14 protein-coding genes are annotated in these 12981 nt (G+C 60.0%); 3 read left to right on the plus strand and 11 right to left on the minus strand.

Annotation, left to right across the window (positions count from 1 at the left end; all coding sequences use genetic code 11):
- From V6M61_RS12810 to scpA, 6 genes are all read right to left on the minus strand, one after another.
- Positions 1–1332 (minus strand): acyl-CoA carboxylase subunit beta (locus V6M61_RS12810; RefSeq protein WP_332776962.1); only part of this gene is annotated, 1332 nt, incomplete at its 3' end.
- 34 nt (positions 1333–1366) lie between these two features.
- The gene (gene meaB / locus V6M61_RS12815; RefSeq protein WP_442957772.1) at positions 1367–2386 is read right to left on the minus strand and encodes a methylmalonyl Co-A mutase-associated GTPase MeaB; all 1020 of its coding nucleotides are present in this window, start codon (positions 2384–2386) and stop codon (positions 1367–1369) included.
- Positions 2383–2610, minus strand: a complete 228-nt coding sequence (locus V6M61_RS12820; RefSeq protein ID WP_332776963.1) for a hypothetical protein — start codon at positions 2608–2610, stop codon at positions 2383–2385. Before V6M61_RS12820 ends, meaB begins: the two co-directional genes overlap by 4 nt.
- Positions 2607–3011: a type II toxin-antitoxin system tRNA(fMet)-specific endonuclease VapC gene (gene vapC, locus V6M61_RS12825; protein ID WP_332776964.1), complete on the minus strand. Its 405-nt coding sequence runs from the start codon at positions 3009–3011 to the stop codon at positions 2607–2609. The genes V6M61_RS12820 and vapC overlap by 4 nt, the downstream gene beginning before the upstream one ends.
- Entirely contained in the window at positions 3011–3268 is a 258-nt protein-coding gene (locus tag V6M61_RS12830; RefSeq protein ID WP_332776965.1) for an antitoxin, read from the minus strand. The genes vapC and V6M61_RS12830 overlap by 1 nt, the downstream gene beginning before the upstream one ends.
- Before the next feature lie 59 nt (positions 3269–3327).
- Positions 3328–5595, minus strand: a complete 2268-nt coding sequence (gene scpA / locus V6M61_RS12835; RefSeq protein ID WP_332776966.1) for a methylmalonyl-CoA mutase — start codon at positions 5593–5595, stop codon at positions 3328–3330.
- 341 nt (positions 5596–5936) lie between these two features.
- Between scpA and V6M61_RS12840 the strand changes: the two genes are divergently transcribed.
- Positions 5937–6572, plus strand: a complete 636-nt coding sequence (locus V6M61_RS12840; protein ID WP_332776967.1) for a GntR family transcriptional regulator — start codon at positions 5937–5939, stop codon at positions 6570–6572.
- Between the two features lie 42 nt (positions 6573–6614).
- Positions 6615–7526, plus strand: coding sequence for a Dyp-type peroxidase (locus tag V6M61_RS12845; RefSeq protein WP_332776968.1), 912 nt, complete (start codon positions 6615–6617; stop codon positions 7524–7526).
- A gap of 438 nt (positions 7527–7964) precedes the next feature.
- Here V6M61_RS12845 and V6M61_RS12850 read toward each other — a convergent pair whose 3' ends face one another.
- From V6M61_RS12850 to V6M61_RS12860, 4 genes are all read right to left on the minus strand, one after another.
- Entirely contained in the window at positions 7965–8459 is a 495-nt protein-coding gene (locus V6M61_RS12850) for a DinB family protein (protein ID WP_332776969.1), read from the minus strand.
- Between the two features lie 51 nt (positions 8460–8510).
- On the minus strand, positions 8511–9005 hold the full coding sequence (locus V6M61_RS21030) for a glutaredoxin domain-containing protein (protein WP_442957773.1): 495 nt from the start codon (positions 9003–9005) through the stop codon (positions 8511–8513).
- A 213-nt stretch (positions 9006–9218) separates the two neighbouring features.
- Positions 9219–9947: a DUF2867 domain-containing protein gene (locus tag V6M61_RS12855; RefSeq protein WP_442957774.1), complete on the minus strand. Its 729-nt coding sequence runs from the start codon at positions 9945–9947 to the stop codon at positions 9219–9221.
- Between the two features lie 615 nt (positions 9948–10562).
- Complete coding sequence (locus V6M61_RS12860) at positions 10563–10976, minus strand: hypothetical protein (RefSeq protein ID WP_332776970.1); 414 nt, start codon at positions 10974–10976, stop codon at positions 10563–10565.
- Positions 10977–11037: 61 nt separating this feature from the next.
- On the opposite strand from V6M61_RS12860, the gene V6M61_RS12865 reads away from it, so the two are divergent.
- Entirely contained in the window at positions 11038–11253 is a 216-nt protein-coding gene (locus V6M61_RS12865) for a hypothetical protein (protein ID WP_332776971.1), read from the plus strand.
- A 442-nt stretch (positions 11254–11695) separates the two neighbouring features.
- Here V6M61_RS12865 and dusA read toward each other — a convergent pair whose 3' ends face one another.
- Positions 11696–12730, minus strand: a complete 1035-nt coding sequence (gene dusA, locus V6M61_RS12870; protein ID WP_332776972.1) for a tRNA dihydrouridine(20/20a) synthase DusA — start codon at positions 12728–12730, stop codon at positions 11696–11698.
- Positions 12731–12981 lie beyond the last annotated feature (251 nt).

A 12981-nucleotide genomic window follows, 5' to 3' on the forward strand; every position in this document is an offset into this window, starting at 1 on the left:
CTTGTCCTCGCGGAAGATGATTTCCACCGCCCCCTTGGGCCCCATCACCGCGATCTCGGCGTTGGGCCAGGCGAAGTTGACGTCGCCGCGCAGGTGCTTGGAGGCCATCACATCGTAGGCGCCACCATAGGCCTTGCGCGTGATCACCGTGATCTTGGGCACCGTGCACTCGGCGTAGGCATACAGCAGCTTGGCGCCGTGCTTGATGATGCCGCCATATTCCTGGCTGGTGCCGGGCATGAAGCCGGGCACGTCGACAAAGGTCACCACCGGGATGTTGAAGCAATCGCAGAAGCGCACAAAGCGCGCGGCCTTGATCGAGCCCTTGATGTCCAGACAGCCTGCCAGCACCAGCGGCTGGTTGGCGACGATGCCGACCGTCTGGCCTTCCATGCGCGCAAAACCGATGATGATGTTCCTGGCGTACTCGGGCTGGATCTCGAAAAAGTCGCCGTCATCCGCCGTCTTGACGATCAGCTCCTTCATGTCGTAGGGCTTGTTCGGGTTGTCGGGCACCAGCGTGTCCAGCGACAGGTCCATGCGGTCGGCCGGGTCGTTGCTGGGGCGCACCGGCGCCTTTTCGCGGTTGTTCAGCGGCAGGTAGTTGTACAGGCGGCGCAGCATCAGCAGCGCTTCAACGTCGTTCTCGAACGCGAGGTCGGCCACGCCGCTCTTGGTGGTGTGCGTGATGGCGCCGCCTAATTCCTCGGCGCTCACCTCTTCGTGCGTCACGGTCTTCACCACCTCGGGGCCGGTCACGAACATGTAGGAGCTGTCCTTGACCATGAAGATGAAGTCGGTCATGGCCGGCGAATACACCGCGCCGCCGGCGCTGGGGCCCATGATCATGCTGATCTGCGGAATCACGCCGCTGGCCATCACGTTGCGCTGGAACACATCGGCATAGCCGCCCAGCGAGGCCACGCCTTCCTGGATGCGGGCGCCGCCCGAGTCGTTCAGGCCGATCACCGGCGCGCCGACCTTCATGGCCTGGTCCATCACCTTGCAGATTTTCTCGGCATGGGCTTCGGACAGCGCGCCGCCGAACACGGTGAAGTCCTGGCTGAAGACGAACACCAGACGCCCGTTGATCATGCCGTAGCCCGTGACCACGCCGTCGCCCGGAATTTTGTTGGACTCCATGCCGAAGTCGGTGCAGCGGTGCTCGACGAACATGTCCCATTCCTCAAACGTGCCTTCGTCCAGCAGCAGCTCCAACCGCTCGCGCGCCGTGAGTTTGCCCTTGCCATGCTGCGCGTCGATGCGCTTCTGGCCGCCGCCCAGGCGTGCCGCGGCACGCTTCTTTTCGAGTTGTTCGAGGATGTCTTGCATGGTTTACCTTTTTGACGCTACTTCTTTATGCTATTTATTTGATAGCTGTTGACGCTTGTTTTGATTGGGCTGAGAGCAGATTTCGCGCTGCAGTGGAGGCGGCAAGCTGGCCGCTTTCCACCTGGGCCTGCAGCTGCGGCAGCAGCGCACTGACCGCCGGATCATGCCGGAAAGCCTGCTTCAACCCCGCGTCAATGCGCTCCCACATCCAGGACAGCGATTGGTGCCGGCGGCGCTCCGCCAGCTTGCCGTTGTCTGCCTGCAGGGTTTTGAACTGCGTCACCGCCGCCCAGAAAGCATCCACGCCTTGGTTGTGCAGGGCGCTGAGCTGGATCACTTGCGGATGCCAGATTTTCTTGTCGTGGTGTGCGTGGTCGGGGTGGCCGTGTAGGCCAAACAGCCGCATCGCCGAGGTAATCTGAGCCTCGGCCCGCATGGCGGCGTCCGCATCCAGATCGGCCTTGTTGATGATCACCAGATCGGCCAGCTCCATCACGCCCTTCTTGATGGCTTGCAAATCGTCACCGGCATTGGGCAACTGCATCAGCACAAACATGTCGGTCATATTGGCCACGGCGGTTTCGCTTTGGCCCACGCCCACGGTCTCGACGATCACGATGTCGTAGCCCGCCGCTTCGCAGATCAGCATGGCTTCACGCGTCTTCTCGGCCACGCCCCCCAGCGTGCCGCTGGACGGGCTGGGACGGATGTAGGCGCGCTCGTGCACCGAGAGCTTTTCCATGCGGGTCTTGTCGCCCAGGATGGAGCCGCCAGACACTGTGGACGATGGATCAATCGTCAGCACGGCGACGCGGTGCCCTTGCTCAATAAGGTACAGGCCGAGCACTTCAATGAAGGTGGATTTGCCGACGCCGGGCACGCCGCTGATGCCGAGACGGAACGCCTTTCCGGTGTGGGGCAGCAAGGTCGTGAGCAGCTCATCGGCTTGCGCGCGGTGATCGGTGCGTGTGGATTCGAGCAGGGTGATGGCTTTGGCGATGGCGCGGCGTTGGGCCAGAGCCGAACCATGAGTAATCGGTTCGATCGCGCTCACACCAGCACTCCGCGTGCTTGGTACCACTGGTAGTCCAGATCAAACTCGCTTTCATCGATCTGAATGAATCCGTGGCGCAGGTAAAAGCGATTGGCTGCGCTTTGTACCGGGTCAAAGCGCCCCAAGCGCTCAAAATTTTCGCGCAGGGCCTCTATGCGAATGGCCACCAACTCGTCGAAGTCGCGGGCGGCAACAGGGCCAAGCGAGAGCATGGCCTGGGTCACGCCCAGTTCTCCAAGCGCAAGCCCTCAATACGCTCAAATTCGCGTGTGTTGTTGGTCACAAACACAACATCCATCGCCAAAGCCTGGCAGCCCAAAAGCAGGTCAATTTCGCTAATGGGCGTTCCCGCTTTGAACAAGCGGTTTCGCTGCTGCCCAAAATGCCACATGGCCGATTCGTCCCAGGCGATGACGTGCATGCTTTGCAGGAACGACTCCAAATTTCTTTTGTTTTCGTCGAAGCGCTGACTTTTTTCGACCCCATAAGCCAACTCAGCGGCGACTAGTGATGAGATCACTAATGCATCCTTGCCGTGCTCATTGAATTTTTTCAATACGCTCAATTGCCCTTTCATAGCGTAGATGCAAATGTTGGTATCGAGCATGTAGACGGGCGCCAGCATCAATCAAAATCCGCTATGTCGTCACGAAGGGGCGCGCGCACCCGTTCAACGGGCTCCATGCCTTTGAATGCCGCCAGAGTCTTCTCCATATTCGCCCACCATTCGTCTTTGCTTAGCTTGGGCCGCAACACCACGGCATCTCCCTGCCGCTCTATCGTGACTTCTTTGGTGTTGAACCGAAACTCCTTGGGCAAGCGCACCGCCTGGCTGCGGCCTGTGGTGAAAACCTTGGCAGTGCTAAGTGTTATTGCTGTCATGACAAACTCCAAAATAAGTATGATATGTATCAAAAATATATATCAATTGAAGCCTTGGGTCAATCCTTATTCACCTCAGAACTTCCATGCTTTATTTTCAGCTTGGCTTTGATCGCGTCGCGGGCTGCGCCCGTTTCGTACGGTGCCTCGCTGCCGTGCAAAGCCAGCGCCTCCTTGATCTGCTCCAGCACATCCTTGGCGGAAGCCGGAATCGGCGTGCCGGGGCCGTAAATGCCCTTCACGCCCGCCTCATAAAGCATCTCATAGTCCTGCCGGGGAATCACGCCACCCACGAAGACGATGATGTCGTCGGCCCCCTGCTTCCTGAGTTCGGCGATGATGGCCGGCACCAGCGTTTTGTGGCCGGCGGCCAGCGTTGAAACACCCACGGCGTGCACGTCGTTTTCAATCGCCTGGCGGGCGCACTCTTCGGGCGTCTGGAACAGCGGGCCCATGTCCACGTCAAAGCCCAGATCGGCAAAGGCGGTGGCCACCACCTTGGCGCCACGGTCATGGCCGTCCTGGCCCAGTTTTGAGATCATCACGCGCGGGCGGCGGCCTTGGGCCTGGGCAAAGGCGTTGATCTCGGTCTTGAGGGTCTCCCAGCCTTCGGCCGAGTCATAAGCGGCTGCATACACACCGGTCACCTTTTGCGTGTCGGCGCGGTGGCGCCCGTAAACTTTTTCGAGCGCGTCGCTCACCTCGCCCACCGTGGCGCGCAGGCGAATCGCCTTGATGCTCAGATCCAGCAGGTTGCCGTCCTTATTCTCGGCGGCGGCGGTCAAGGCGTCCAGCGCCGCCTGCACCGCAGCGCCATCGCGCTTGGCCCTGATGGCCTTCAGCCGTGCAATCTGGCCATCGCGCACGGCCACGTTGTCAATGTCGCGCGCTTCAATGGCGTCTTCGGTTTTCAGCTTGTACTTGTTGACGCCGACGATCACGTCCTTGCCGCTGTCGATGCGCGCCTGCTTTTCGGCTGCGGCCGCCTCGATCTTGAGCTTGGCCCAGCCGCTGTCCACGGCCTTGGTCATGCCGCCCATGGCCTCGACTTCTTCAATGATGGCCCAGGCCGCGTCCGCCATGTCTTGCGTGAGCTTTTCCATCATGTAGCTGCCGGCCCAGGGATCGACCACATGGGGAATGTGGGTTTCTTCCTGGATGATGAGCTGGGTGTTGCGCGCAATCCGTGAAGAAAATTCGGTGGGCAGGGCTATCGCCTCGTCGAAGCTGTTGGTGTGCAGGCTTTGCGTGCCGCCAAACACGGCCGCCATGGCTTCGATGGTGGTGCGCACCACATTGTTGTACGGGTCCTGCTCGGTCAAGCTCCAGCCGCTGGTCTGGCAGTGGGTGCGCAGCATCAGGCTTTTCGGGTTCTTCGGCTTGAACGCTTTCATGATGCGGCACCACAGCAGGCGAGCGGCGCGCATCTTGGCGACTTCGAGGTAGAAGTTCATGCCAATCGCCCAGAAAAAACTCAGGCGGCCGGCAAAGTCGTCCACATCCAGCCCCTTGCCCAGCGCCGTCTTCACATACTCCTTGCCGTCGGCCAGCGTGAAGGCCAGCTCCAGCGCCTGGTTCGCGCCGGCTTCCTGCATGTGGTAGCCCGAGATCGAGATCGAGTTGAACTTGGGCATGTTCTGCGCCGTGTACTCGATGATGTCGCCGATGATGCGCATGCTCGGCTCGGGCGGGAAGATGTAGGTGTTGCGGACCATGAACTCCTTGAGGATGTCGTTCTGGATGGTGCCGCTCAATTGAGCCTGCGAAACGCCCTGCTCCTCGGCCGCCACCACGTAGCCCGCCAGCACCGGCAACACGGCGCCGTTCATGGTCATGGAGACGCTGACCTTGTCCAGTGGGATATGGTCGAACAGGATCTTCATGTCCTCCACGCTGTCGATGGCCACGCCGGCCTTGCCGACGTCGCCGGTCACGCGCGGGTGGTCGCTGTCGTAGCCGCGATGGGTGGCCAGGTCAAACGCGACCGACACGCCCTGGCCGCCGGCGGCCAGGGCCTTGCGGTAGAACGCGTTGGATTCCTCAGCGGTGGAAAAGCCGGCGTACTGGCGAATCGTCCACGGCCGCACGGCGTACATGGTGGCCTGCGGGCCGCGGATAAAAGGCTCAAAACCCGGCAGCGTGTTGGCATAGGGCAGGTCTTTCACGTCGTCCGCGGTGTATAGCGGCTTGACGCTGATGCCATCGGGCGTGTGCCAGTTCAGCGCGTTCACGTCGCCGCCGGGGGCCGATTTGGCAGCCGCTTTGGCCCAGGCTTCAAGGCTGGCAGGGGCGAAGTCAGGGCGAGAAGGAGGTTGTTTGTTGCTCATGGCGCATTCGGTTGGCGTGGCATTCCCCATGGTCATCCACATTCGTCCACAAGTTTACATCATTTATAATTATTGATGCAAAATTCACTTTCGAGTAAAATGCACCCATGATTGCTTGGCGTGGTGCCGCACGCTAGTGTGGTGTTGCATGCTTGACGGCACCAATAAAACCGATGGATTTTTGTTCAGGACAAGACGCAAACCACAGCAATAGCCCCGCTATTGCGCGGATTTGCAACGCCGTCATGGACGAAAAGACGCGGTTTTATGTGCCGGATAGCGTGCAACACCACACTAGCACCCGCCCGCTTGGATCCCACTATATATAAGTCTCTTTAACCATGGCTGCTGTTTCCCTGACTCCCCGGGCGCTTTATGAGGAAGTGGCCGAGCGGCTGCGCCAGCGCATTTTCAGCCGCGAGCTGGCCCCCGGCAGCTGGATTGACGAACTCAAGCTGGCCGAGGAATACGGCATCAGCCGCACGCCGCTGCGCGAAGCCCTCAAGGTGCTGGCCACCGAGGGGCTGGTGACCATGAAAGTGCGGCGCGGCGCCTACGTGACGGAAGTCTCCGAACGCGACCTGACCGATGTCTACCACCTGCTCGCCCTGCTGGAAAGCGATGCCGTCGGCGTGGTGGCCACCCAGGCCAGCGAGGCCCAGCTCAAGGAACTGCAAAGCCTGCACCACGAACTGGAACAGGCTGTGGGCAACCGCGAGCGCTTTTTCGAGATCAACGAAACCATCCACATGCGCCTGCTGGAAATTGCCAACAACCGCTGGCGCGACCAGATGGTGGCCGACCTGCGCAAGGTGATGAAGTTGAATCGCCACAACTCCCTGCTCAAGTCGGGCCGCATCAGGGAGTCGCTGGCCGAGCACCAGGCCATCATGGCCGCCCTCGTCCGCCGCGACGCGCCCGAGGCCATGCAGAAAATGCAGGCACACTTCAAAAACGGGCTGGAAGCGGCCATCTGAGTTGAGCTATCGTCGGGGCTTCACTTCTCGCCCATCCTGAACATGCCCACACCGCAACCCGGCGTGCTGGCGCCCATCCCGGCCCATGCCCGCTACCTGACTTTTTCGCTGGGCGCTGGCGTCAGCGCCCAGCAACTCAAGCAAACACTGACCCAACTGGCCGCTGCCACCGATGGCCGGCAGGTCGTGGCCGGGCTCGGTGCGCCCCTGGTCGCCGCCCTGGGCGCCAGCGTGCCTGGGCTCAAGACATTTGAGCCCGTCCCCGGCTCGCTGGTGGACCTGCCCGCCACGCAAACCGCCTTGTGGCTGTGGCTGCGCACCCTGGACGGGCAAGACCCCGGCGATTTGCTGCACCGCACGCAAGCGCTGGAGGCCCTGCTGGCGCCCGCCTTCACGCTGAGCGAGGTGACTGATGCATTCAAATACCGCAGCGGGCATGACCTGACGGGCTTCGAAGACGGCACCGAAAACCCCGCCGGCGACGACGCGGTGGCCACGGCACTGGTGCACAACGCCGCCGCCGGCCTCAATGGCTCGAGCTTTGTCGCCGTGCAGCGCTGGCAGCACAACCTGGCGCATTTCCAGTCACTGGGCCCGGCCAAAGAGACCGAGCTGATAGGTCGCGACCGCGAAAGCAATGAAGAAGACGAGGATGCGCCAGCAACCGCCCACGTCAAGCGCACGGCGCAGGAGAATTTTGAGCTCAGCGACGGCAGCCAGGCTTTCATGCTGCGCCGTAGCATGCCCTGGATGCAAGGCAGCAGCGCCGGGCTGGTGTTTGTGGCGTTTGGCCGCAGCCTGGAGGCGTTTGAAATCCTGCTCGCCAGCATGACGGGCGCCCGCGACGGGCAGGTAGACGGCCTGTTCCAGTTCAGCCAGCCCTTGAGCGGCGCCTACTTCTGGTGCCCCGCCCTGCGCGAGGGCCGGCTCGATTTGAGTCCGCTGGGGCTTTGAATTTCAGCCCCTTTGAATTTCAGCCCCTTTGAATTTCAGCCCATTACTCCGCCCGGAGTAACAATTCACTATCAAAACAATAGCTGCTTGCGCACGTATTTAAAGGGCTGCAGGCATTTTTTGCATATACCTTTGAGCCAAAAGACGCCGCAGACACTGCGCTCCAGCCACCAGCGGCGCGCACCGGGCAAGCAAAAACTCAACTGCCGGTCAATTTCTTGCCCCTGAGGGGGAGTCCCCACATAGAGGAAGGGTCGGAAGGGTCAGCCTCGCACCTAGTACTGCAACCCGAAAGTAGCGAAACAAAATGAAAGTGATGGATTCGTGCCCAGGGCAAGGCGCAAACCGCAGCGAAGGCTGTGCGCCTTCGCAAGGGTTGCAACGCCGCCATGGGTGCGAAGACGCGCTTTCATGTTTCGATATTTTCGGGTTGCAGTACTAGACACGCGAGGCCTCCATCTTTCCGAGCAACCATTGCAGCCCAGCGAGATGCTGCTGGTCATGGCTACAGAGGTAGTGCACCAGGCTGCGCAGCGTCAGTGGGCCGTAGCCTTCAAAGACCGCGGTACGGTTGAATTGATCAGCAGTCAGACTGGTGACGAGCGCGACAGTCCTCGCACGCGCCTCGCGGAAAGACTCAAAGACTGCACTCGCATTTGCCGTGGCGTAGGAACGTGCCTTGGCAAGAGCTTCGCTGTCGATGGACGCCAGCGTTGGGTTGGATTCGTCCAGCGTGCGGTGCAAGCGCACGTGATACCCCTCGACCTCAATGTCACGCACATGGCAGATTTGCTCAATGGCGGTGAACGGTTCACTCGGCACACCATCCCACGACGGAGGAGCCCAGTGCTTGAACTCGGAAGGAATGGCGGCGTAGTGCGCCTCCAGCTGCTGCGGGAAGGCTTTGAGAGTGCTGAGAGTGATGGGGTTCATGTGAGTTGGGAGTATGAACGAGGGGACGACGAATGAATGAGCGGCACCGCGCTACTTTCGATTGGCAAAGAGTGCATCGTACGCGGCAGGCGAGAACCCTTGGACTCGTTGACCACTTGCGAGGAGCAACGGGACACCCTTGCCGCCGCCAGATTGTGCGAAGGCGGTCATCCCATTGTTCGTGTCAATGTCGACCTCTTGGTATGTGACGCCCTTGCTCGCCAGATAAGCTTTTGCCTGCTTGCAGTAGCCGCACCAAGTTGCCGAGTACAAGACCACTCCATTTGTTGGCGGCGTGCTTGGAGTAGCCGAGGCCCTCATTCTGCGCAGCTGTTCAACATACGAAGAAGCTGAGGCGGGCAACGCGCTGCTTGGCAAGTTCTCAAACCTCATCGTCTTCTCGATCCGACCTTCGGTTGGTGGACGGTCGCTGTAGACGACCCTGCCGTCTGGTCCGACGGACTTGTACAGATTCTGCGCGACTGCTCCTGTGACTGCCACGAAGGCCCAGAACAGAAGCATTGCGGATCGCGTGATGCACCTCATGGGAGCGACCTTTCGTGAGGCTCACCGCCAGATTGGCGATGGACCTCGGCGAGGAGGCTCTTGTAGCCGGCAATGAAATGAGCTGCGAAGTGGGGATCTACGACCATGAAACAAAAGCCCTTGTAGTTGGTATCAGCGCAAGCCGAAGGTGGTCTGGCGCAATAAATGGGGCAGACCTTTCTGCGGTGCGCTCAAGACCTGGCGTGGCGGTATTCATGCAATGGCAGAAGTGGGCCACCCGACACGAGCCGCTCTGCGCAGGCCGGACTTGACGACCATCCGATGGAACGGAGCGATAAGCATGATATACGCGCGCCCCAAGCGATTGTGGCAATGCACAACGGTTGACACAACCAGGTAGGGCGTGCTTTCGGCAGACACCGTCCTTGTCTGGTGCAACACCGACAGCCTGAAGTCGAGGTGCTTGTCGTCCTCGCCTAAAAGAATCTCGTGCGTGCTCGTCTCATAAATCTTGAAGATGTGGATGCGCTTGTCGCCACTTGCCCCATCCGATCTTTGCAACTGCTTCGATGTCTTGAGGCCGAATCCGGCAACAAGCGCGTCGCGCAGTCGCATGAGTGTTGCAACCCATGGCGCTTGCTGGGAGAAGAGGAAGCGTGCAAGCAACTCAGGGTCGGTGCTTGCGTCCTTCGGCAAGCGAATCGCATAGGCATCAGCCAAGTTTGTTGTTTCGTACACGCGAGAGACGCGTGATTCGCTGGGCAGCGCCACGGCGCTTACGGACCAATCGTTGTCATGCATGGGCAGGTGATGTCGAAGTAAAGTCTGAAAACGTTTGGTGAGATTGTGCACCACCCACTCGCGGTCGCGGTCGTGCTCTTCATGGTACTGCTGCCCCGTCTCCACGCAGGCCGGCCCTTTTGTGCGCATGAAGTACACCAGCCGGGCCAGTTTGTGCGCGGTGGCCGAGATCAGGCGCACGGTGCAGGGAAAATTTTGAGCTTAGCGATGGGAGCCAGGCTTTTAATTTGAGTCCGCCGGGGCTTTGAGTTTCAGCCGGCCACGCTTGCCGCGGCAGCGATTTGCTATCAAAACAATAGCTTCTTGCGCATAAATTTAAAGGGCTGCGGGCACTTTTCATTCATACCTTTGCGGCGAAGGGCGTCGCGGCCAGCGGGCCGGGGTTCAACTATCGGTCAGTTTCTTGCTGTTGAGGGGGAGTCCATATACGACCTGTTATGCCTCATCCTCTGCCTCCCCGAGCAAGCGGCGACATTCGGTCAACACCAATGGCACCGTGTTCTCCCTGTTAAAGCCAAGTGCGTCGTGTCCGTCCTGTTCATGAGCGAGAGCGGAGAATGGAACGAGAGGTTCCGGCCAGTCGTTCAGTTCGCACAGTTCCGCGATCCATGCACACCCTTCACCAGGTGAGAGGTCCCCAGAGAGCACCCTACGCGCTAAGGCCTTTGCTTCCAGTAGTACTTCGTGAACTGGCTTCATTCGTCACGCGCGTGTGGTGAGGCATAACGTTGAAGTTGAGCCGCAGACCGAGGCTTGCCGAGGGCTGTCGGCTCGAACGACCGGTTAGCCTTCTTGTTACTCAAGCACATCTGTGTACCTGAAGGAAACAGAAGAAAGCTTTGTTTCTCGAAGCAGGTCGCGTCGCATGGCAAGAACAATCTCGCCAACAGCCTTTCGGCCCGCATCTAGGTTTGGCGCTGTGCCCCGACTCGCAATAACCAACTGCACAAGCGCGTTGATTGCTTCGACCACCTCATCCGAGGCGTACAACCAAGATTGGTACTGCTCTTCGAAGAACTCTCGCTTCAATTTGGCAGAGGTTGTGGTTCCAACAAAACCCTGAAGCTTGACCAACAGCTTTGCGTACTTTTCCTCCTTAAAGCGAACGATTGATTCGTCTCGCTTTGCGCGCGAAGTGAACCAATAAGCAAGGAACGCGGCGAGCGCGGCACTCACTAACGGAACGACGGCAAGAAGAATGTCTTTCATGTGGATAGAGGGCTAACGTGATACAGACCGCAAGCCTACCAAATAACATAACCGACAGTTCATGTTGGTCACCTCCGACCTTTGTTATAAGTCATTGGTTTATATCAGCATTTTTCCAAGCAGCAGCGGCGTCGCCGTGATTTACTCAGCAGTCCGTAATGAAGGCGACGCCACCCATGCTGTCATTCTGAGCAACGCGAAGAATCTTGCCGGCATACCGGGATCCTTCGCTGCGCTCAGGATGACAAAGTATGTCGCACTACTTTCGGACTGCTGAGTAACAAACCTGCAAACCCCGCAAAACTGCGGAATAACATCGGTTGGCCGATCAGTTGGTTTGCATGCCGCCGTTGGCTATGGGCTTGACTTCCCTGGCCTCGGCCGCCACTTCAGGCATCCAGTCTCCCAAGACAGGTTCGATAGCCCGATTTGCTACATTTTTAATAGCTATTCGCGCAATATTTACGGCGGCTGGCAGCTAATTTTGCACTCAACCAATAATTACTCAGCACTTCCTGTCGCTTGAACAGCGATGTTTCCCGTTTTACGCCTTCCCGCCTTTGGGAGAAGGCTGGCATGGGAACTGCGACCAATGCGAAAGACTGCCGTTTTTATACGCCGCTGGCCCTCACCCCAACCCTCTCCCAAAGGGCGAGGGAGCAAGAAAAGCGTATCGCACGCACTGAGCTGAGAGTTGCATCAACCACAAGCCAAACGCCTTACGCCGCCTCTTGCACAGCCCCATGCGCCAGTGCCATCACATCGCGCGGGTGCAGAGCCTTGAGCTTGTGGTCGCTCCACACCTGCCGCCAGCGGCGCGCGCCGGGCAGGCCGTGGCGCAGCCCCAGCATGTGGCGGGCAATGCTGCTCCAGGGCGTGCCGTGTTCGGCGGCTTCGCGTGCCATGTAGTCCACCATCTGCGCCTCCACCGATTCGCGCGTCCGCTCAGGGGTGGTGGCACCGTAAAACGCCGCATCCCAGGCGCTGAGCCACCAGGGGTTGTGGTAGGCCTCGCGGCCAATCATCACGCCGTCGAGTTGCTGCAGCTGCTCGGCCACCTGGGCGCTGGTGGTGATGCCGCCGTTGATGGCGATGGTGAGTTGCGGAAACTCGGCCTTGAGCCGGTGCACCAGCTCGTAGCGCAGCGGCGGCACCTCGCGGTTTTCCTTCGGGGAAAGGCCCTTGAGCCAGGCGTTGCGCGCGTGGACGATGAAGGTGCTGCAGCCCGCCTCGCTGACCGCGCCCACAAAATCGCGCACGAAACCGTAGCTTTCACCCTGGTCGATGCCGATGCGGTGCTTGATGGTCACGGGCACGGACACCACGTCGACCATGGCTTTGACGCAATCGGCCACCAGTTGCGGCTCGGTCATCAGGCAGGCGCCGAAGGAGCCGCGCTGCACCCGCTCGCTGGGGCAGCCGCAGTTCAGGTTGATTTCGTCATAGCCCCACTGCTCGCTTAAGCGGGCGCACTGGGCCAGCTCGGCCGGCTCGCTGCCGCCCAGCTGCAATGCCACCGGGTGCTCTTCCACGCCAAAACGCAGATGCCGCGCCACGTCGCCGTGAATCAGCGCGCCCGTGGTCACCATCTCGGTGTACAGCAAGGCGTGGCCGGACAGCAGGCGGTGAAAGTAGCGGCAATGCCGGTCCGTCCAGTCCATCATGGGGGCCACGCTCAGGCGCCACGGTGAAAACGGGCCGTTATCAGTAGCAAAATGCGAGGAACCGGCTAAACCGGGGGCGGGCGTTGACATAGGCCCAATTATCCCAGCAGCGCAGAAAGCGCACCGTGGCCATTGCGCATTGCCCACTGGCAACCAGCGGGTAGCCACCCAGGCAAGCGGCCACACAAGCCGGGTAATATGCCTTGAACCTAGAAACCGCAGTTGACCGCTCATTAACCGCTGGCAAGACCGCATGAACACATACTTATTCGCTCACGCGCGAGTTCACTTTTTGGGTGACAGCGCTACGCACCCGATTGAGCCGCCCTGGCGCGCGCTGG

The organism is Polaromonas sp., from assembly GCF_036676035.1.
Taxonomy (GTDB): Bacteria; Pseudomonadota; Gammaproteobacteria; order Burkholderiales; family Burkholderiaceae_C; genus Polaromonas.